This is a genomic window from Chryseolinea sp. H1M3-3 (assembly GCF_029360725.1).
Classification (GTDB): Bacteria; Bacteroidota; Bacteroidia; order Cytophagales; family Cyclobacteriaceae; genus Chryseolinea.
On the sequence record NZ_JARKMY010000019.1, the window covers coordinates 241,306 to 262,181 of the forward strand.

The window sequence follows — 20,876 nt, forward strand, 5'->3', positions numbered from 1 at the left end:
TCTACATTTACAATGTATGAAGTTGTGTATTATTATCCCGTTGTTTTGCTTCGTTGTTACTATTTCCTTTGGACAAAATGTAACCGTTGACAGCCTTACGGCCATTCCCCAAGAAGAAAAGTTTGCAGAGGAATATCGAGCGGTAGATTCTCTTCAGTCAGCATTCTATGCCAGCACAGACAGTTTGAAAGCCTCTTATGGACGCAAACTCGGTAAACTGGATTCAGCAAAAAGCATCTGGCAGGGGAGACTTGATAGTTTAACATCACTTTCTTTTTCATCTAATACTCTATCCAACCACCGCATCGATTCCATTCAGTCCGGGTTTAAAAACAAGATAGACAGCTTAACATCGATAAATGAATCGGCCTCAAAAATTACACGCACACTTGATAGCTTAAATCAACTTCGTGGTAGCACGCTTTCAGAACTCGATATGAAGGTGAAAAAGCTTAAAGAAAAAACGGTGGGCAAACTTAACGACTTAAAACTACCGTCACAGCTTTTAGGAAAGGTAGCCGATGTAACCACTAAAATTGACGGATTTCAAATTCCGGCTGGTGATCTAAACATTCCCGCTATGGGGGTTGGAAAGTCGGGTATGGAAAGTCTAGGGGGACTTGATATCCAATCGCCCTTGGGTGATGCAGCTATTCCTGGCATGGAGGGCCTAAAAGGTATTGGTGAAGAAACGGGACGCATTTCAGATGTCACAGGTAAAGTCGGCGAATATGGGAAAGATGTTCAGGGCGTTGTGAAAGGAGATTTAAGTGAAGTAAAGAATATACCCGGTGCAGCTGAATCGAAAGCCGAAGACTTGTCTGGTATGAATGAAGTGAAAGATCAGACGAAGGTTTTGGATGAATACAAAGATATCGCGGGCAGCATGCAGAATCCCGATTCTTTAAAGGAGTTAGCGATACAGGAGGCAAAACAAGTGGCAGTAAATCATTTTGCAGGGAAAGAGCAACAGTTAAAGGAAGCGATGGAAACACTCGCCAAATACAAATCCAAATATTCCAGTTTAAACAGCCTTAGTGAAGCTACCAAACGCCCTCCCAATGAAATGAAAGGAAAACCTTTCATCGAACGTTTAGTCCCTGGCGTTGGCATTCAAATTCAGAAGAAAGGGGGAGATGTGCTGGTAGATTTCAATCCCGACGCCGGATATCGTTTCACCGGTCGTATCACAGCCGGAATAGGATGGAACCAACGGGTGGCCTATAATTTTGACAATGGTATTTTTAATGCTCAAGCTAAAATCTACGGACCGCGAACCTTTGGAGAATTTAAATTATGGAAAGGTTTTTCCCCGCGTGTTGAAGTTGAGGTTATGAATACTAACGTTCCGCCGATTACGCGTACACCTACCGTTGATCCGTTTCAACGGGAGTGGGTATGGGGGGCTTTTGTAGGTGTTAAGAAAGAATACAAATTCATTAAAAACGTAAAAGGTACGGCCCTGGTGATGATGCGACTATTCAATCCCGATCATAAAAGTCCGTACGCCGACGTAGTTAATGTGCGTTTTGGGTTTGAATTCCCAATGAAAAAGAAAAAAGATTAAAGTTATAGTTGAACGATATGCGCGGTGATCGTTCTGTGGCTAGTCGCTGTTGATTTGATTGATAACAACCCACCGCATAAGCGCCGAATTTTCCGTAAAGACAAAGCCAATACGAGGACGATAACGATAAATCTGGCAGTCTTAACGTTTAACTATCAGCCTCACACGACTTACAATCTAAAGTACTCCTTTGTATTGTTATAGCAGACATCGCCAACGATCTTCCCAATCCATTCAAAATTGTCTGGCAGCTCTCCGTTTTCTATGTCCTTGCCCAAAAGGTTACAAAGAATTCGTCTGAAATATTCATGCCTTGGGAAAGACATAAAGCTCCTGGAGTCCGTGACCATGCCGACGAAGCGGGATAAGAGTCCCATGTTGGAGAGGGTGTTCATTTGTTTTTCCATACCATCCTTCTGATCAAGAAACCACCACCCTGATCCCCACTGCATTTTGCCCGGTATTCCTAAGCTAAAATTGCCCAGCATGGTGGCAAACGTTTCATTATCCGAAGGATTGATATTGTAAATAATGGTTTTGGCTAACTGATTGGTATCATCTAATTCATTAAAAAACCGCGACATGCTTTGTGCTTGTGGAAAATCACCCATGGAGTCAAATCCTGTGTCTGGTCCGAGCTCACGAAGCATGCGCGAATTGTTTCCACGCAACGCGCCCAGGTGAAATTGTTGTACCCAGTTTTTCGAATGATACAGTTTGCAAAGCTCGATGAGCACGGCGCATTTAAACTGAACACGTTCGGTATAATCTAACACAGTGCCTGAGCGAACCTTTTTAAACAGCGCCGAGCCTTTCGCTTTTGCGTCTTCATCAAAAAACATGAATTCCAGGCCATGGTCGGCAGCCCGGCAACCTAATGAGTCGAAAAATTCAATTCTGTTTTTCAGAGCGATTAAAAGATCACCGAATGTCTGGATAGAAACATTTGAAGACGTGCTGAGCTTTTCAAGGTATTCGTTATAACTTTTTGGATTCTCTACTGCAAAAGCTTTATCCGGACGGAAGGTAGGGAACATCCGGATGTTGGTTTTTTGTTTGCTGAACTGTTGATGATAATTTAATGCATCGATAGGGTCATCCGTGGTACAGACAACCTCAACGTTCATTCGCCTAAGGAGGGACTGCACACTGAAGTCATCCTGCTGCAAGGCAGCGGTACATTCGTTATAAATATCTTTAGCGGTGGTCTCGTCCAGTACACTTGTTATTCCAAAGTAATTCTTTAATTCAAGGTGCGTCCAATGGTACAAGGGATTCCGCATGGTGTACGGAACTGTCTTCGCCCATTCCAAAAATTTTTCATAAGGTGAAACATTGCCCGTGCAATAGCGCTCTGCCACACCGTTGGTTCGCATGGCTCGCCATTTATAATGATCGCCCTCTAACCAAATTTCAGTAAGGTTTTGAAACTTCCTGTTTTCGGCGATGTCTTTAGGTGACAAGTGACAATGATAATCCAAGATAGCAGCGGGTGCAGCATATTTTTCGTACAAGTGAATGGATGCCTCAGTCTCCAATAGAAAATCATCACCTAAAAAAGGCCTGGAAGTTTTGATCATATTAGTTTAAATCGTTTTGCAATTTTGGTTTTTTGAAAATCGTCATTTGTTATTTTTCGAATCGCTTTTTTAGAACGGCCGCTCATCATTCAATATTCGGTGTTCGATATTCGATATTCTGGTTTCGAAAGTACCATAAGAATATCGAACAAGGAATATCGAATATCGAATATCGAATGAGTGCGTTCGTCTCGTCATTTGTTATTTTTAAAATCCTTTTCTTCGAACGGCCATTCATCATTCAATATTCCTTGTTCGATATTCGATATTCTAATTTCTGGAGAAGTAGCCAACAAGAATATCGAACAAGGAACATCGAATATCGAATATCGAATAATGAATGAATGCCAATGTTGCTCTCAAATTTGAATTAATATTTAAATGCTTCTTTGCCTACCATTACCTCTTGCTTTTGTTCGTCAAAAGTTGCTTTCGTGCCGGAGCGGGCTGCTGCTGTTGTCATGATGCTGGCAATGGAGTGAGAATAACCGGCTTCAATTGGAGCGTTAGGTTCTTTTCTGCTTCTAACACATTCCATCCAGTTTCTCATGTGTGAAGAAGTGAGTGAGTCGCCACCGGTGTTCGCCGAAGCCACTACTTTTTCCGCTGCTGCTGAAATATCCATCGTTGGCAACAGGTTTGCCTGCATGTTCATAGCCTTGGCATGCCTTTCATCCAATCCACCATTTGATGTAATCTTGTTGGTGTTAAGATTTAACTCACCACCATTGGAGTAATAGATTTCCGCGGGGTTTTCTTTTCCATTATGCATGCGTGACGTAAACATGACCTGGAAACCGGAAGTCATGTCATTGAGTGGACCATAGTCGAACACTGCGGTCATGGTATCCCAATTCTTGCGGCCATCTTTCCATGCATATATTCCACCGTTGGCAACAACGCTTCTTGGATGTTGTAATTTACTAAACCAATGAACCGTATCAATTTGGTGACTCATCCATTGTCCAGGCATTCCGGAAGAATATGGCCAGAACAACCGGAACTCAAGATGTTTACGGGCGTCAAAGGCTTCAAATGGACGGTTCAATAAGAAACGCCTCCAGTCCGTGTCCGCTTCTTTCATTTTTTCGACAGCTCCGGGTCTTCTCCAACGGCCGGGCTGGTTCACATTCCAGGACAGTTCCACCATGGTAATAGGTCCGAACTTCCCGCTTTGAATGAAGTCGTATGCCGCATGGTAGTTAGCACCACTTCTTCGTTGTGATCCTATCTGCACAATCTTCTTCGACTCGCGCACAGCTTTCAACGCTGCGCGGTTATCTTCCATGGTTTCTGCAAATGGTTTTTCCGTATAAGTATCGCATCCCGCTTTAACGGCTTCGATAGTATGCAATGCATGTTGAAAATCCGCTGTACTGATGATGACCGCATCAATATCTTTGGTGGCGTACAACTCGTCGTTGTTGCGGCATGCCTTGATATCGTGTCCTAATTTTTGCTTCAGATTCGCCTGGCCTTCTTCACGGCGCAACTTCCAGATATCGGAAACCGCTACCATATCGAAGTTCAGTTCTTTATGGTGGTTTAAGAAACAGGGTAGGAGTGAACCTACAAACCGGTCTGAATAGCCGACGACGCCTACACGAACACGGTCGTTAGCACCGATGATGTTGCCATAGCTTTTTGGACTAAAACCCAACGCACCGAGATAGGTTCCCGTTGCTGCTACAGCAGTCTTTTTAATAAAATCTCTTCTGGAATTTTTTTTCATATCTCAGCGGTTTAGTTCTGGTTTAATTTATTTGTCGTCGTTCCGTTTATTTTGTTGCTGTCAAATCTTTGATCTTGATGCTGCGGAAAGAAACTTCATCACCATGGTCTTGTAAAAGAATTCTACCTTTTTCACCCATTCCAAACTTTTCATATTCGGCATATTTGCTTCTTGCTATGAGTGCATCATAAATAGGCGTGCCTCTTTGATACTCTACCACTTTGTATCCATTCAACCAATGCTCTACGCGGTTATCCGGGTATACAACAATTCGTGCCCAGTTCCATTCACCTACTTTGTGTTGCCCCCGAGTATTTTGTATTGCGGGGATCAAATCATATAACGACGCTTGTCTTCTGTTTCCTACAACACCTTGTTTGGCATCCGGATGTTTGGCATCATCCAGCACCTGGTATTCCAACCCGATGGCTGCACCTTTGTATTTTTCGTTTTCCTGTACAAAATATTTTACGCCACTGTTAGCGCCTTCTGTTAATTTAAATTCAAACTGAAGATCGAAAGCACCGAATTCTTTTTCGGTAACAATGTCGTTGTGTTTGCTGTTCGGTGCGCTAGGTTTCAGCACGGTAAGGCTACCGTCTTTTATTTCCCATCCCTGCTCCGGAAATTTATCCGAATAGGCCGCACGCCACCCTTCATTTGTTTTTCCATCCCATAACAAGGTGACACCGTTTTTCTTTTCCTGATCGCTTAATGTGTTAGGTATGAGGTTAACAACATGGATGTTATCGGCTGGACTAGGTTTGAGATTTTGCGTCTGAATTTTGATGTTTCGCCAACGCACTTGTTTACCTGCATCTTCCGGTTTGCTAACAGAGTGCACTTGAAGGGCGATGAAGCCCTTGGGAGTCATGTCGTCCACCAGGTGAGCGACAGGTATGTCATTTATGAAAGTACGAAGTGTATTGCCGATGCATTCTATTCTTGCCGTATTCCATTCCTTCATCCTGAAAGCTTTCTTGGCTACTGGGTTATATTCCAGCGGATATAACCATTGCCGGCGACCTTCATCATAAATTCCTCCTGTCCACGCACGCGGTGATGTATCAAACTCCATCTGATACCCATGTACTCGTCCATTTTGATATTCAGGTTTGCTTTCGCTTCGAAATTGAATTCCCGAGTTTGTTCCTGAGTCGATCTTAAATTCCAGTGAAAAAATGAAATCCCCGAATACCTGGTCCGTGACAAGGAATGAGTTCGGTTCATTGGGAACAGTCGTACCAACGATCTCGCCTTTTACCACATCATACTTTGCCTTTCCATTTAGAATTTTCCAGCCAGTCAGATCTTTTCCATTAAAAAGACTGACCTCTTTTGTTTTTGTTTGTGATACACCATGAATGGTCGCGCAGAGTAAAAGAATAGTGAGATATTTTTTCATATTGACATCAACAGACGTTTCTATTTTAGAACCAATACGTACACTCATCTATTAATTGAAAGCCAAGATAAACAAATGTTAACAGAAGTATTACGATTCTTGGTAGGTACAATAAAGATTGAGCGGGTATCCTGTGGTATCGGGTGTTGGAGAAGCATGGATACGTGCACGAATTGAAAAATTAATATTTCGCCAAATATATTTAAAAAGTCATTTTTGAGAAGTTGGAATCTTAAAAATTTAGATTCATTTTGTTTTGTCATCCATATCACCATCTTTCAATCCCGGAATTTTATTTACCACGCATGAAGAAAATAATATTATTACTCACCTGTATTCTTGGTTTCAATATTTCCATTTCTGCAGCGATCAGGCTTCCGAAAATATTTTCAGACAACATGGTGCTTCAGCGTGATGCACCCGTTAAGATCTGGGGATGGGCGGATAGACAAGCGAATATTTCGGTAATGTTTCAAGGTCAGACGGCGGAAACGAAATCTAATAGCAAAGGATTTTGGATGGTGACCCTCAAGCCTATGTCGCATGGCGGGCCATTTGAAATGAGAATTACGGAACGTAATAAGGAGCCGATAGTGTTAGCTAACATTCTCATTGGAGACGTCTGGCTTGGAAGCGGCCAATCCAATATGGAGTGGGTTGTTAAAAATTCCAATAATGCCAGTGAGGAGCTTGCAGAAGGCAATTATGATAAAATCCGACTCTTTACGGTCAACAAAGCGATGAGTTATTCACCCATGGAAGATATATCGGGTGGTCCCTGGCAAGTATGTTCTAGCCAAACCGTTGGTGACTTTTCCGCTGTCGCGTATTATTTCGGAAGAAAATTATTAAAAGAGTTGGATGTTCCTATTGGACTGATCAACAGTTCATGGGGAGGAACAAATATTGAAACATGGATAAGCTGGGATATCATGTCGCTGGAGGAGGATTATAAAACAATAGATCCAAAAGCATACGCGTCTATGGCAAAGGAAAATGCAAGCCGTGTTGAAAAATATGACGCTGCTTTAAAACAGGATAAAGGCCTTTTCGAAAAATGGTATGACGTTTCCTATCCAGCGAACGACTGGAAAAAAATGGAACAACCCCAGGAATGGAGAAATACAGAACTTGGAGGCAGCGATGGTATTGTCTGGTTTAGAAAGGAAGTTGAACTGCCAGCTGATGTTCAGGGTCAGCCAGCGTTGCTTGGCTTGGGTCCGGTGGATGATGGAGATGATACGTATGTGAATGGAAAACTGGTTGGTTCGTCTCGCGAATACACGAAGGATCGTCAATATTCTTTGGAGCCCGGTCTGTTAAAAGCAGGAAGAAATGTGATTGTCGTAAAAGTGACAGACACCGGTGGGGGTGGTGGTTTATACGGTAAAAAGGATCAGGTCTTTTTGGAGATTAATGGAAAGCGTTTTTCATTGGCAGGCTCGTGGGATTATAAGTCATCGGTACTGACAAGTGATTTTGGAATTAAAGAAACAGGTCCCAACACATTTCCATCACAGTTGTACAACGCTATGATTGCACCGTTGACGTCTTTTACCATGAAAGGTGTGATTTGGTATCAAGGTGAGTCGAATGCTTCAAAAGCAAAACATTATCAGGTTTTGTTTCCCTCGCTAATTAAGAACTGGAGGAACAAGTGGGGATATGATTTTCCTTTTCTCTGGGTGCAGCTCGCTAACTTCATGGCGCCTGCCGAGTTCCCTAACGAAAGTCAATGGGCGGAACTCCGTGAAGCACAAAGTCTGACGCTGAAACTGCCTGCTACCGGACAAGCAATAGCGATCGACATTGGTGAAGCAAAAGACATTCATCCGCGCAACAAACAAGATGTAGGCCTACGGTTGGCGCTCAGTGCACTGAAGGTTGCATATAATAAGGATGTAGTGCATTCCGGGCCCGTTTACAAATCCATGACCGCTGAAGGACAAAAAATCAAATTGAGTTTCACGAACGCAGGAGGAGGTCTTTACGCAAAGGATAAATATGGATACGTTAAAGGTTTTGCAATCGCTGGTAGCGACAAGAAATATGTGTGGGCAAAAGCCTATGTGGAAGGTGATCAGGTTGTGGTTTACAGCGATCAGATAAAAGACCCCGTATCCGTAAGATATGCCTGGGGCGATAATCCCGATGATGCAAATTTATACAACAAAGAAGGATTGCCGGCATGTCCATTCAGAACCGACCAATAGCCATTAATCATAGAGTATTGTATTGTAACGTACCATATGTACGTGCTACCTCGCTGACGAACTTCGTGGGAGTTTACTCACCAGGGCTTGTGGATTGATGCGACAATTAAGTAGTCACCTCATTCGCGGCTTACGATTTAGGATGCGAATTGGGGTGAGCTTGGAATTTATTCCGTAACTTAATACATCCAAAATCAAACATGAAAATTCTCTGGGTCGCCATCATTTTTTTTAGCCTGTTACAGGACCAGGTGCCTTTCAAGCCAACGGATGAATTTCAACTTAAGCTTGACCTCCAATTCAAAAAGCGCCCTTATACAGAAAATCATACTATTGAAATGGAAAAACGTACGTTGCCTACATCAGGTATGGACGCCCCATATCTCTATATTGATTTACTGGTGATAAAACCGCTTCCCGAAGAAGTGCGTATCAAAGTAAATAATAATAAGGGCGAGAATTTGCTTACGCGAAAATTTGATTCTAAAGTTAAGGTGCGCCTTGATCTTGGTTTTACAGATGATATTAAAGATCGCGCAACTGCCCATCAATACATCATAACCTTCTTCACCAAAGACAAAACGCCATCGAGCAGGATTGAGATCTTTTTTGAAGAAGACGGAACATATCTCGTCAACGGAGAAAAGCGTGGCAAGATCTAGTTGTGGGAATTTTTAAGAAGCCACCCATGTAACCCCAGAACAGTTTATCCTAAAATTTCACGAGAAAGCGCGTTTGTTCTTAAGCATGCCAAAATATTTTTCCTAACTTGACATGATAAAAACTCACCAAAAAAATGGCTAATTACAAATTGCAAATTAACGGCCGGAGCTACGAGGCCGACGTTGATGCAGATACCCCTCTTCTCTGGGTTTTGCGTGATAATTTCGGTCTGGTCGGCACCAAGTACGGATGTGGAATCGCTCAATGTGGTGCATGCACTGTACACTTGAATGGTAACGCAGTTCGCGCATGTGCGCTACCTGTTTCAGCGGTAGGGTCGGGTAAAATTACAACCATAGAAGGACTCTCCGCCGATGGCGACCATCCTGTGCAACTAGCCTGGGACGAAGTTGACGTCGCGCAATGTGGTTATTGCCAGGCCGGGCAGATCATGTCAGCCACGGCTTTATTAAACAAAAAGACCAAGCCAACGGTCGAAGAAATTGAAACCGCTATGAACGGAAATATTTGCCGTTGTGGAACCTATCACAGAATCAAAGAAGCTATTGTACTTGCATCCTCTAAAATGAAATAGCCATGACAACCTTTCCTAAAACGAGCAGACGAAACTTTCTAAAGATTGCTGCCACAGCAGGTGGTGGCCTTCTCATTGGCTTTCATTGGAACAGCGCCGATGCTTCGGCCATGAAAGTTGTTGGCAGCATGGCCGACGACGTGAATTTCAATAGTTATCTATCGATCTCCCCTGAAGGTGTTATCACAATTTTTTCGCCCAACCCTGAATTAGGACAGAATATCAAGACTTCGTTTCCGATGGTGGTTGCAGAAGAATTGGATGCGGACTGGTCGAAAGTAAAAGTACTTCAAGCTCCCTTAGATACGAAGAAATTTGAACGTCAGGTTACTGGCGGTAGTGGTGCTATCCCGCATTCTTGGGAAAGGCTTCGCAAAGCTGGCGCAACTGCCCGTCACCTGATGATTGAAGCAGCAGCAAAACGCTGGAGTGTACCCGCGAGTTCACTTACGGCAGAGAACAGCTTTGTTATTGACAAGGCAGGAAACCGAAAACTTAGTTACGGTGAACTTGCAACTGAAGCTTCAAAAATTGCTCTCCCTAAGGATGTTAAACTAAAGGACCGCAAGGATTTTAAGCTTATCGGTAAGTCTGTAAGAAATGTGGACAACAAAGATATGTTTACAGGCAAACCTCTGTATGGAATGGACTTCCATCGCGAAGGAATGCTGACCGCCATGATTCAGCGCCCTGCCTTTGGGATGAAATTGAAATCTGTAGATACGGCTGCTGCTAAAGCAATGCCAGGCATTGTCGATGTGGTCTCTTTCAAAAATAACGTAGCGGTAGTCGGCAAGTCTACGTGGCAAATTATTAAAGCACGCAAAGCGCTCAAGATTGAATACGAAAAGGAAGGTGCGGTAGAAAGTACTTCCGACCACGATAAGCTCTTTAAAGAGTTAATGACAAATGGAGAGGCGACAGTAAGACGTAAGGATGGAGATGTTGATGCTGCCTTCAAGTCGGCCGCAAAGGTTATCTCACGGGAATATCAATGCCCGTTCCTTTCCCATAGTCCGATGGAGCCTATGAACTTTTTTGCGCATGTTCGTGCCGATGGTGTTGAGTTGGTAGGACCTACGCAAACGCCAGACAGAGCGCGCATGGAGGTAGCTAAGTTGCTGAACATGTTTCCGGATAATGTTACCGTTCAGTTAACCCGGTTAGGCGGTGGTTTTGGAAGAAGACTGCAAGCTGATTATGCCCTGGAAGCTGCGGAGTTATCGAGTATCATCAAAGCTCCTGTTAAAGTTATCTGGACGCGCGAAGATGATCTCACCGGCGGAAGCTATCGCCCTGCAGTACGATATCGTTTCGATGCAGCACTGGATGCTAATGGAAATCTGATCGGCTACAAACTGCGCGGGGTTGGTATTAATGCCGGTAATTGTACGCGTGAAGATAATTTTCCTTCCGGTGCCGTTGATAATCTGTTGATTGATTCCGTGGAGCATAAATCACCAATTACGACCGGACCATGGCGTGCACCCATTACTAACTTCCTCGCTTTCGCGGAACAGTCCTTCCTGGATGAGGTCGCTATGGCTTCGAAGAAGGATCCGGTTAAGTTTAGATTAGATTTATTGGATCGCGCAAAATCTTCTCCGGTAGGAGAGATCAAATACGATATTGACCGAATGAAAGCGGTCATCCAACTTGCCGCGGAAAAATCAGGGTGGGGAACGAAGAAAAACCTGGCGCAAGGTTTCAGTGTTTACTTCTCTCATCGCTCTTACGTTGCACAGGTTGCTGAAGTAGAAATGAAGAAAGGTAAACCAGCTTTAAAGAAGATCTATGCTGCAGCTGACTGTGGTATCGTAGTCAATATGGGTGGCGCAAAGCAACAAGTGATGGGTGGCGTAGTTGATGGGTTGGGTCATGCGATGTTTAGCAACCTAACCTTCAAGGACGGTCTGCCCGAGCAAAAGAACTTCAACACATACAGGTTAATCAAGATGAAAGAAATACCTGAAGTTGAATGTCACTTTGTTGATAATGGTATCGATCCAACCGGTTTAGGTGAACCCGCACTTCCTCCCACTGGCGGTGCAGTGGCGAATGCTTATTTTAAAGCTACCGGTAAACGCTTGTATAACCAGCCATTCTCTTTACAAGAAGAATTAAAAGGTGTTAGCCTCGGAGAAAAATTATAAGAGCCTTTTTGTGATAAACAACGAATCAGGGTCCCGTTAAACCGGGACTCTTTTTTTTGCCAAATAGTTACGCCAAAAAAGAAATCCTTTGATAAGCTGAACGGTATTGATGGGGTGAATTTCCTTTGTACTTCTTAAACTGCCGGTAAAAAAATGGAAGGCTTTCAAATCCGCAGGCATAACATATTTCGGTTACCTGGAGATCAGATTCAATAAGAAGTTTGCAGGCAGCATTGATCCGATATTCGTTCAAGAAAGCGAAAAAAGGTTTGTTCATGATTTTGCTGAAATACCTGGAGAACGATTCCGTGCCCATATTCACCTCGTTGGCTATCTGAGCTAGGCTGATTTTCTCTGTGTAGTTTGAACGGACATAATGGTAGATGACGTTGATTCGTTCGTGGTCGTCTAACTTAAGCTGTTCATGAAAACTGCGATCACATAATATTTTCACTTTGTCGGTAGTAGCAAGCTCTTGCAGTATCTCCAGCAAGTGAAGAAGTTTTTCGAAAGGAGCCGAGATTAACAGTCGCTCAAGTTTGCTTTTCAGCTGCAACGAAAAATCTGAATCGAATTTGATTCCCTTCTCCGACAACTGGAATAACTTGTTGATATTTTTAAACTCACGATTTTGCAGCCAATCGTGCCCCAATAGACTATTATCCCAGTGTACAACTATAGCGCTCGCTTTTTGTATTTGTGGCCCCGTATTTTTCCAACAATGGGGGAGGTTGGGACCTAACAGCACAAAATCGTTCTCTTTAAAATTCTCAAAACTATTTCCCGTATAACGGACGCCCTGGCTGGATACAATATAAGTGAGTTCATATTCCGGATGGTAATGCCAGGGGTTATCAAATTCCTCCATTTCATAGGAAAAAGCTTTAAATGAATTTGATTCTAACGGTATTATCTTCTCATAATGCGCTTTCATATACCTTATTTTGACTGTGAATACCGATAATAAGGTATAAAATAAACTGCCCATAGGCAAAATAAGGTACTTATTGGACAAAATTGGAAACTTTAATTATTGCGCGGAACCGTAATTTGAGCACGCATAGCATGGTTATGATCCGGATAAAATCTTTAGCTGCAACCCTCTTATTTTGCTGTTTCCTGATACTTTCAAATAGTATTCAAGCCGATTCACAGAAGCAAAATACTTTTGTGGCCGAGGATTTAGTAGTAGGAAATAGCGAGGAGCCAAATCATTATTTATTAAAAGATTCGAAAGAAACTTCAACGTATTCAAGTATCTCTATCTCACTATTGAACGTCACGGGCGTTACAACGTCCGCCGGTTTACACATTCATCAGAAAGTTATCGATGAATTCCAAAGACTATACCAAGAAGCTGGAGCCCAGTTCGAAGCAATTCACATGGCAGGGGATGAATACCACCGTTGTGGGAAAGATCTCCTGTCAGAATTGCATTCGGAAATGGAACAGGCAAGGAATTCAAATGCATCGTAGCAATAGTTCGATGAAATAAAAGGAATGCTGAACGAAAAGGATTCCTCTCTTACGAAGCAGGACCTTAATTACCAAATGGGCTTTTACAACGGTGGGTTTGGACACAAAATTTTTAAACCAGGCGAGATTCTGGGAGCAAGGCCAGCTGCTAGCGAACATTCAAATATCAAAAATTCGCTATCTACCGTTGAAAGTAAAAGTACAACTGACCATTGTTAAAAACATGGTTAAGATTAGGGTGTTTAATACAAAGCGTCAAGGGAAAAAGTGTATGAATATATCTTCTGTAGACTATGAATGTAAAGCAAGATTTATCTGAGCATCATCAGCTTGTAGGCGATCTATTTCCTGAAATATCCCCAAAGGAAGCATGGGAAAGGTATAAACTAACGGATGAACAGGTATCGTTCTTTAACACTTACGGCTTTCTGGCCGGCGTTAAGTTATTAGACGATCACCAGGTTGATGAACTACTAAAGGAGCTGGATGAGATTAAAGAACCGTCGCATCCTAAACATCACCTGTTTTATGAATTCCACACGAACGAATCGAAAGATCCCAGCGCAGTGCTTTTTCATTCGTTGGGTCATTGGCGAATTACACCAGGTTTCCATGATATCTTGTGGAACCCTGCTTTTGTTGTGGCCGCAAGTCAGTTATTGGGTAATAAACCAGTGCGCTTTTGGCACGATCAGCTTTTTTGTAAACCAGCGCATCACGGTGGCGTGGTAGCGTGGCATCAGGACTATAGTTATTGGCAACGCACATTACCTATGCAACATCTCACCTGTTGGGTTGGACTTGATGATGTGACCAAGGAAAACGGATGTTTGTATTATGTCCCGAAAAGTCATACGTGGGGGCTACTGGACAAGCCTGAGTTGGCCGGAGATATGGATGGCCTCCAGCGCTTTTTAACCGACGAACAAAAGAAGCAATTTGCCGAGAAAGTCCCGATAGAAATGAAACGCGGATACGCAACATTTCATCATCCACTCATGGTGCATGGCTCATACGAAAATAAGTCGTCAAGGCCGCGGCGGGCTTTTGTGTTGAATGTATTTGCGGACGGCACCTATTCCGATTCAGATGGAGAAATTCTGGCGGGTGTACCCATAATTCAGAAAGGCAAACAACTGAAAGGGCAGTTTTTTCCACTGTTGTTTGATCCGGCAGAGATGCATAGATAAGTGTGATAAGCGTTGCTGCCTACGTTATTGAAGTATGGCGTACAATAGCTTGAGACTGAAAATACCTTCAGAAACTGAAGTCCGTGCTTATAGAAAATTTACTTACAGTTTCAATTGCGTTAAACACAACGTATGGAATACCGTCTTCTTTTAATTCTTATTATGGTTGGCTTCGCTGCGAAGGGTCAACAAAAAACCATTCAAGAGCGGCTGGGTTATTCGAAGGATACCAAGTTATTGATTATTCATGCCGATGATTTAGGTGTATCACATTCCGAAAATATGGCATCGATAGCGGTAATGACCAACGGCATTGTCAACTCCGCCAGCATCATGGTGCCATGCCCTTGGTTTCCAGAAATCGCCGCCTATGCCAAAGCAAACCCGAAGGCTGATCTTGGATTGCATCTGACACTTACCAGTGAGTGGAAGCTTTATAAGTGGCGTCCGGTTACACCGTATGATCAGGTACCGAGTTTGTTGGATGACCAGGGATATTTAAACGAGACCACCGAAGCGTTTCTAAAAAATGCACAAGCAGCAGATGTTGAGAAGGAATTGAGAAGCCAGATTGAGCGGGCAAAACAATTCGGGATCGACCCGACTCATTTTGATTCACACATGGCTGCTGCTATCAGTGCTCCAGAATATCTGAAGATACTTTTAAAATTAGGGCGTGAGTATAAAGTTCCCGTGCATGTGGGCAAGGAATTTTCAATGATATTCAACTATGATTTCACGCCCCATCTAACCGATCAAGATGTCGTCGTTGACAAAACAATTATGGCAAGTGGCGCTGACTTTAAAAAAGGAATGGACAACTTCTACACGGAGCAATTGAAATCACTTCAACCAGGATTGACTGTATTGTTGTTGCATGCCGCGTTCGACAATCATGAAATGCAAGGTGTTACGGTAGAACATATCGACTTCGGGTCAGCGTGGAGACAACAAGACGTCAATTTCTTTACAAGCGCAAAATGTAAGAAGCTCATCAAAGATGAGAAGATAGCGCTGATCACATGGCGGGAAGTAAGGGATAAGCTTGTTCGATAAGTTGATCCACGCCAGGCACTGATCAAGGCCTAAAATTTTAAGTATCTTAAATACTGTTCAACTACTCGCAACTTTAGTTACTTTAGTTGTATGAGAAATCCGTTGAAGAGAATTACAGCCATCTTTATTGTGGTTGCTATTTTACCGATAGGTTTCATTTTACATGAACTCAATACTTTATCAGAAAATGAAAAAATTGTAAAAGAGATTTATCAGAATCAATTGGATGCCATTTTGTATTCCATTAACCAATATTCGGATGATGTTATCAACAGTTGGGCAAACCGATTCAATATTGCCTTGATTGAGGAAAAGTATTCCGGAGACAGTACTCGGCAAATCACTTCCGTTCTAAATCAAATAGTGGCAGTTCAACACATCTACTTTAATGATCTGAATGGGGCATCGATAGTTTACAACGCTGAGGGAATAAAGGCGCCAGACGCGCAAATAAGGCTTGACAATGTTGTCAAACAAAACCGCGATAGAATCGATAGGTTAATCACGTACAAACGGGCCGGGTTCAGAAAAATGGAATTGATGGATACCATTAATACCGATCGGCCTGTACCTGTATTTTTTGTGCTTGATTCAGGAAGTACCACATACCGGCTAGGCGCTATGGTCATTGACCTTCCTGTTTTTATCGAAAGCACACTTGGCCCAAAGATGCAGGCTATTGCCCAGGACAAATTCATTATCACCGCCTTCCGAACGGATACCGATTCGCTTATTTTTTCCACGGTGTCGGCAGATGAAACGGCAGCTTTACCAGCCAATGATCAATCACAAAAAAAATCATTCTGGTTGTTGCCTGGATATTATGTAAGTATTGCCTTGCCTGGGGCAACAATCAACGACCTGGTAAGGGAACGAATGATAACAAGCCTGGTCATTTTAGGATTGTTGATTGCGATTTTAGGATTAGGCATTTGGTTTCTTTATAAAAATATTCGCAGGGAAATGTATCTCGCACAAGCAAAATCTGAATTCGTTTCAAATGTTTCACATGAGATTCGAACACCGCTGTCATTAATCAGTATGTATGCTGAAACATTGGAGATGAACCGTGTGAGTGAAGAAAAAAAGAAAGAGTATCATACTGTTATCGCGAAAGAAGCTGCCAGGCTTTCGGGTATTGTTAATCGTATCTTGAATTTTTCACAGATCCAGGCAAACAAAAAACAGTATGAATCAAAACCTATTCAGCTTAATGATCTGGTGGATGAGGTTTTGAAATCGTACTTCTTTCATTTAAAAGATAAAGGATTTACTTGCAAACTCGACAAAGACGAAACACTCGAAATGATAAGGGGTGATCGGGAATCTATTGCAGAAGCTTTCATTAACCTGATTGATAATGCGATGAAATACAGCCGTGATAAAAAAAATATTTTAATCGCTACAGGAAGGGATGGCAAATTCAATTTTATTGAAGTTAAAGACGAGGGAATAGGAATCTTAAAGAAGCATCAGGAAGAAATATTTGACCAGTTTTATCGCGCCCCAACGGGTGATGTACACGACACAAAGGGATCGGGACTAGGATTAACGTTAGTCAGGAAAACGATGGATGCGCATCGTGGCAAAGTAAAAGTTGACAGTATCCCTGGAAGGGGCAGTACTTTTCGGTTATATTTCCCTATTAAAAAAGATATTGCGCCATGAAAAGAAAAATTCTCATTGTTGAGGATGAGCCAAGCATGAGCCGTGGCCTTAAAGATAACCTTGAATTCGAAGGTTACGAGGTTGATGTGGCTGACAATGGCGCGTCAGGACTCAATATGATTCTTACGCATCCTTATGCTTTGATCGTAATGGATGTAATGATGCCCGAAATGTCGGGCTTGGATGTTTGTAAAAACGTGCGTGAAGCAGGCATCGCCGTACCGATCATTCTGCTAACAGCTAAAAGTGAGGAGATCGATAAAGTGGTGGGATTGGAACTTGGCGCAGACGATTATATCACCAAGCCATTCAGTCTCCGTGAATTCCTAGCCAGGATAAAAGCGGTACTAAGAAGAAACCCTGATGTGAACATCAAAGAAGGAGAAGGATTCAGAATAGGAAAGCTTGCATTGGACTTTAACCGATATACCGCCCAAGATTCTAATGGTGTTGTTAAAATGTCTCACAAAGAATATGCAATCCTGAAGTATTTATTCCAGCATAAAAATGAGATCATCTCGCGGACTGACTTATTAGAAAACGTCTGGGGATACGAGGAAACACCGACTACCCGTACCGTTGATAATTTTATTGTGAAGCTTCGGCATAAAATTGAAGACGACCCCAATAACCCGAAAATTATATTGACGGTTCACGGAACAGGTTATACGTTGATACAGTAAACGCCTCCCGTTGTGTTCCTTTTCAAAGCTTTACTCCTCCAATGGTGTTAGTAATTCTGATAAAACCCTTTTACTGCAGGGATTAATTGGTTGTAAATTGGCTTGGTGAATTCAAGGAACATATCCTGGGGATGTGGAGGTTGTTGTTCCCGCAACTGGCAAATCTTTATTTGTTGATCTGTCAACGCTCTTTCATCTCCATTGAATCTTGCCCACTGGCTGACCCAGACAAATTCCCCGTTGAACTTTCTGGTTGTAAGTATGCCATTGGTTTTTGCATCGACCACGATCATGCTAAGCAAGCCGTTTGAAATAATTTCTTTCCGATAGGTCGTTAATTTAGCTTTCACTGTGTTGTAAACGGGAACCGTTTTACCTTCAATTTTTGCTTCACCTACTTTAACACTGTCTTTAGTTAGTGTCTCTTCTTTCTCTTTCAAAACAGAATTACCTACCGAAAAGTCATCGAATTGAATTCGCATAATTTGATCAGCATCCGGAAGGTTTACCAAACGTGCTTCTTCGGGTGTAAAGAATTTAATAAATGATTCTTCATTATAATTGTTATGTAAAAATTCTTCAACCTTGTCCTGGAAAAATCCACCGCTTAGGTTATACCTGGCCGGTACTGGTATCTGCTCGAGAATAACTTTCAATGTCGCTTCATCTTTTGCTTTGCCGAGGTACTCAACAACATCCTTATAGCCGGGAACGAACCGTTGTGCGTCAGTGAAATTAAAATAAGCCTGTTTGGCGTCGTTACGATTACCTTTCATCAACAGTGTAATCCCCGCGTTATAACTTTCTTCAGCGGCTTTTTCTTTTAAGGGACCAATTTCAGAATAATAATTCTTTGGATCAGGAACTGCTTTTTTACAACCAGGGCATTGACGAATGGCCTCGTACAAAGCGTTAATATTATTATAAGCCTGAATAGCGTTTTTCCATTTATAATTTGAATTAGAAGCAATCTCATTCTTCGCTTCATTTTCATAAAACTCAACGGCCAATGGATAGGCGCTTTGCAGTGCTTCAATGGATTTGGAATGGTCCGGATTCTGGCGAAGTCTGTTGACGGATTTCATTACCGCACCATAATAGTCGCCGCGTTCATAGGCTTTCTTTCCAGAGCTGCATCCGAAGACAACTAACGCAAGAACGATGCTTGCAAAAAATGCTGATTTCATAGGTTAATAAAATATAGCTTACGAGAATCAATAAGCAAGCCGAAAGTTACTTATAGGATGAGAAAAAAGGAATTAGGCAACGGCACGACCCCTTCAAAATCATTGTTTTTAGAAGACGTAATGATCAGGAAAGGTACATGTGTTTTTAGCGTGAAAATATTGCAGGTTTTTGACTGCTTCAATAAATGTCTTCAATAGCGGAGATTGGCTATTGTTTTTTCTTTGTAGTAGGGGGGAGGAAGCTTAGAAACAGGTAATCGCGTAAATTTAATTTAAGCTCAAATACTTGAATACTCGGTCGAGCTTCACGATTAACTTGTTCCTCGTTTACTCTGTTCCGCACAGTTTGATCGCTCTAAACCTTTGCCACATCATCTTTGTCTTCAACAAACCGAACGCAAAATGCAGCAATAAATAAAAATACGCCTGCCATGATCAAGCTGTAGATAGGCTGTGAGTTATAAAAATATTTTACGATTGACCCGCCAATAATTCCATTGACGATTTGTGGAAAGGTGATGAAAAAGTTAAAGATTCCCATGTACACACCCATTTTGTATGGAGGAATTGAGCCCGCCAGGATTGCGTAAGGCATCGCCAGGATGCTGGCCCACGCCATTCCAACACCAATCATTGAAACGATCAGATAATCTGGGTCTTGAACAAAGTATATCGAAATGAGGCCGATGCCACCAGCAGCCAATGATAATGCATGGGTTGTTTTTCTTCCCACTTTCAACGCAATTGCGGGAAGCACAAAAGCATATAGTGCAGACACACCGTTGTAAACGCCGAAGATTATCCCCACCCAATTCGCAGCATCCTGATACGTTACCGATTTGCTGTCTGATAAAGGCACGTTATAAATATGCGTAGCGATGGCCGGCGTCGTGAACACCCACATGGAAAATAAAGCAAACCAGGAAAAGAATTGAACAAGTCCAAGTTGTTTCATAGCCTTAGGCATGGCGGCAAAATCCGTGAAGATTTGTGCAACACTTGACTTAGGAGATTTATCGGCAATGTATTTATCGGGTGGATACTCTTTTGTAGTGATAACGGTCCATACTATGGTTAGGATAAAAATAACAGCACCAACGTAAAACGAAAGGGTAACGTTAAATGGCACTTCTCCATCGGCAGCTGTTTTTGCTACGTCGAAAAACTCTGCAAAAATGTAGGGAAGCCATGAGCCAATCACGGCGCCCAGGCCAATCAAAATTGTCTGAATGGAAAATCCTAAAGTTCGCTGGTCGGAAGGAAGCAAGTCTGCCACCAACGCTCTGAACGGTTCCATCGCGACGTTAAACGACGCGTCCATAATCATTAGAATTCCGGCGCCAACATATAATGGAGGAAGTATGCTAACCAAGATGTCGGCATTGGGCATAAACATTAAAGCAATGGAAGCGAGCAACGCGCCCGATAAAAAATAGGGCCTACGCCTGCCTAAGGCAGTCCAGGTATGATCGCTATAATGTCCGATGAGCGGTTGTACGATCATGCCTGTCAACGGTGCGGCTAGCCAAAATAATGACAGGTGTTCAACTTCCGCTCCGAACGTACTCAGGATGCGTGAAGCGTTTCCATTTTGAAGCGCGAACCCGAATTGGATTCCAAAGAATCCAAGGCTCATATTCCAGATTTGCCAGTATTTTAATCTGGGCCTGGCGGGAGGAACGGATGAAGTCATAGTTAGGAAATCGGT

Annotated in this window: 16 protein-coding genes; 10 read left to right on the forward strand and 6 right to left on the reverse strand. The window is 42.6% G+C overall.

Annotated features, from left to right (window positions below; translation table 11 throughout):
* Window positions 1–16 precede the first annotated feature (16 nt).
* Complete coding sequence (locus tag P2W71_RS28115) at window positions 17–1,567, forward strand: hypothetical protein (RefSeq protein ID WP_276374889.1); 1,551 nt, start codon at window positions 17–19, stop codon at window positions 1,565–1,567.
* 170 nt (window positions 1,568–1,737) lie between these two features.
* On the opposite strand, the gene uxaC is transcribed toward P2W71_RS28115, so the two are convergent.
* The 3 genes from uxaC to P2W71_RS28130 form a co-directional block, all read right to left on the reverse strand.
* Complete coding sequence (gene uxaC / locus P2W71_RS28120) at window positions 1,738–3,147, reverse strand: glucuronate isomerase (protein WP_276374890.1); 1,410 nt, start codon at window positions 3,145–3,147, stop codon at window positions 1,738–1,740.
* A gap of 370 nt (window positions 3,148–3,517) precedes the next feature.
* Window positions 3,518–4,879, reverse strand: coding sequence for a Gfo/Idh/MocA family oxidoreductase (locus tag P2W71_RS28125; protein ID WP_276374891.1), 1,362 nt, complete (start codon window positions 4,877–4,879; stop codon window positions 3,518–3,520).
* Window positions 4,880–4,925: 46 nt separating this feature from the next.
* Window positions 4,926–6,332 (reverse strand): DUF1080 domain-containing protein, encoded by a 1,407-nt coding sequence (locus P2W71_RS28130; RefSeq protein WP_276374892.1) that lies wholly within the window; start codon window positions 6,330–6,332, stop codon window positions 4,926–4,928.
* A 257-nt stretch (window positions 6,333–6,589) separates the two neighbouring features.
* Here P2W71_RS28130 and P2W71_RS28135 point away from each other — a divergent pair, with 257 nt between their 5' ends.
* The 4 genes from P2W71_RS28135 (at window position 6,590) to P2W71_RS28150 (ending at window position 11,908) form a co-directional block, all read left to right on the forward strand.
* Entirely contained in the window at window positions 6,590–8,497 is a 1,908-nt protein-coding gene (locus P2W71_RS28135; RefSeq protein ID WP_276374893.1) for a sialate O-acetylesterase, read from the forward strand.
* Window positions 8,498–8,697: 200 nt separating this feature from the next.
* Window positions 8,698–9,159: a hypothetical protein gene (locus P2W71_RS28140; RefSeq protein ID WP_276374894.1), complete on the forward strand. Its 462-nt coding sequence runs from the start codon at window positions 8,698–8,700 to the stop codon at window positions 9,157–9,159.
* Between the two features lie 134 nt (window positions 9,160–9,293).
* Window positions 9,294–9,755, forward strand: coding sequence for a (2Fe-2S)-binding protein (locus P2W71_RS28145; protein ID WP_276374895.1), 462 nt, complete (start codon window positions 9,294–9,296; stop codon window positions 9,753–9,755).
* A gap of 2 nt (window positions 9,756–9,757) precedes the next feature.
* Window positions 9,758–11,908, forward strand: a complete 2,151-nt coding sequence (locus P2W71_RS28150; RefSeq protein ID WP_276374896.1) for a molybdopterin cofactor-binding domain-containing protein — start codon at window positions 9,758–9,760, stop codon at window positions 11,906–11,908.
* A 67-nt stretch (window positions 11,909–11,975) separates the two neighbouring features.
* On the opposite strand, the gene P2W71_RS28155 is transcribed toward P2W71_RS28150, so the two are convergent.
* Entirely contained in the window at window positions 11,976–12,842 is an 867-nt protein-coding gene (locus tag P2W71_RS28155) for an AraC family transcriptional regulator (protein ID WP_276374897.1), read from the reverse strand.
* 236 nt (window positions 12,843–13,078) lie between these two features.
* On the opposite strand from P2W71_RS28155, the gene P2W71_RS28160 reads away from it, so the two are divergent.
* The 5 genes from P2W71_RS28160 (at window position 13,079) to P2W71_RS28180 (ending at window position 17,981) form a co-directional block, all read left to right on the forward strand.
* Window positions 13,079–13,384, forward strand: coding sequence for a hypothetical protein (locus P2W71_RS28160; RefSeq protein WP_276374898.1), 306 nt, complete (start codon window positions 13,079–13,081; stop codon window positions 13,382–13,384).
* 293 nt (window positions 13,385–13,677) lie between these two features.
* On the forward strand, window positions 13,678–14,574 hold the full coding sequence (locus P2W71_RS28165; protein ID WP_276374899.1) for a phytanoyl-CoA dioxygenase family protein: 897 nt from the start codon (window positions 13,678–13,680) through the stop codon (window positions 14,572–14,574).
* Window positions 14,575–14,706: 132 nt separating this feature from the next.
* Window positions 14,707–15,630, forward strand: a complete 924-nt coding sequence (locus P2W71_RS28170; RefSeq protein WP_276374900.1) for a polysaccharide deacetylase family protein — start codon at window positions 14,707–14,709, stop codon at window positions 15,628–15,630.
* 90 nt (window positions 15,631–15,720) lie between these two features.
* On the forward strand, window positions 15,721–17,298 hold the full coding sequence (locus P2W71_RS28175; RefSeq protein ID WP_276374901.1) for a HAMP domain-containing sensor histidine kinase: 1,578 nt from the start codon (window positions 15,721–15,723) through the stop codon (window positions 17,296–17,298).
* Window positions 17,295–17,981 (forward strand): response regulator transcription factor, encoded by a 687-nt coding sequence (locus tag P2W71_RS28180; RefSeq protein WP_276374902.1) that lies wholly within the window; start codon window positions 17,295–17,297, stop codon window positions 17,979–17,981. The genes P2W71_RS28175 and P2W71_RS28180 overlap by 4 nt, the downstream gene beginning before the upstream one ends.
* A gap of 47 nt (window positions 17,982–18,028) precedes the next feature.
* Here P2W71_RS28180 and P2W71_RS28185 read toward each other — a convergent pair whose 3' ends face one another.
* The gene (locus tag P2W71_RS28185; RefSeq protein WP_276374903.1) at window positions 18,029–19,168 is read right to left on the reverse strand and encodes a hypothetical protein; all 1,140 of its coding nucleotides are present in this window, start codon (window positions 19,166–19,168) and stop codon (window positions 18,029–18,031) included.
* A 355-nt stretch (window positions 19,169–19,523) separates the two neighbouring features.
* Window positions 19,524–20,861: an MFS transporter gene (locus tag P2W71_RS28190; RefSeq protein WP_276374904.1), complete on the reverse strand. Its 1,338-nt coding sequence runs from the start codon at window positions 20,859–20,861 to the stop codon at window positions 19,524–19,526.
* Window positions 20,862–20,876: the final 15 nt, after the last annotated feature.

What these genes read in the sequence shown, in the direction of transcription:
- P2W71_RS28115 (WP_276374889.1), top strand. Translation starts at nt 17, where the DNA reads ATGAAGTTGTGTATTATTATCCCGTTGTTTTGCTTCGTTGTTACTATT.
- uxaC (WP_276374890.1), bottom strand. Translation starts at nt 3,147, where the DNA reads ATGATCAAAACTTCCAGGCCTTTTTTAGGTGATGATTTTCTATTGGAG.
- P2W71_RS28125 (WP_276374891.1), bottom strand. Translation starts at nt 4,879, where the DNA reads ATGAAAAAAAATTCCAGAAGAGATTTTATTAAAAAGACTGCTGTAGCA.
- P2W71_RS28130 (WP_276374892.1), bottom strand. Translation starts at nt 6,332, where the DNA reads ATGAGTGTACGTATTGGTTCTAAAATAGAAACGTCTGTTGATGTCAAT.
- P2W71_RS28135 (WP_276374893.1), top strand. Translation starts at nt 6,590, where the DNA reads ATGAAGAAAATAATATTATTACTCACCTGTATTCTTGGTTTCAATATT.
- P2W71_RS28140 (WP_276374894.1), top strand. Translation starts at nt 8,698, where the DNA reads ATGAAAATTCTCTGGGTCGCCATCATTTTTTTTAGCCTGTTACAGGAC.
- P2W71_RS28145 (WP_276374895.1), top strand. Translation starts at nt 9,294, where the DNA reads ATGGCTAATTACAAATTGCAAATTAACGGCCGGAGCTACGAGGCCGAC.
- P2W71_RS28150 (WP_276374896.1), top strand. Translation starts at nt 9,758, where the DNA reads ATGACAACCTTTCCTAAAACGAGCAGACGAAACTTTCTAAAGATTGCT.
- P2W71_RS28155 (WP_276374897.1), bottom strand. Translation starts at nt 12,842, where the DNA reads ATGAAAGCGCATTATGAGAAGATAATACCGTTAGAATCAAATTCATTT.
- P2W71_RS28165 (WP_276374899.1), top strand. Translation starts at nt 13,678, where the DNA reads ATGAATGTAAAGCAAGATTTATCTGAGCATCATCAGCTTGTAGGCGAT.
- P2W71_RS28170 (WP_276374900.1), top strand. Translation starts at nt 14,707, where the DNA reads ATGGAATACCGTCTTCTTTTAATTCTTATTATGGTTGGCTTCGCTGCG.
- P2W71_RS28175 (WP_276374901.1), top strand. Translation starts at nt 15,721, where the DNA reads ATGAGAAATCCGTTGAAGAGAATTACAGCCATCTTTATTGTGGTTGCT.
- P2W71_RS28180 (WP_276374902.1), top strand. Translation starts at nt 17,295, where the DNA reads ATGAAAAGAAAAATTCTCATTGTTGAGGATGAGCCAAGCATGAGCCGT.
- P2W71_RS28185 (WP_276374903.1), bottom strand. Translation starts at nt 19,168, where the DNA reads ATGAAATCAGCATTTTTTGCAAGCATCGTTCTTGCGTTAGTTGTCTTC.
- P2W71_RS28190 (WP_276374904.1), bottom strand. Translation starts at nt 20,861, where the DNA reads ATGACTTCATCCGTTCCTCCCGCCAGGCCCAGATTAAAATACTGGCAA.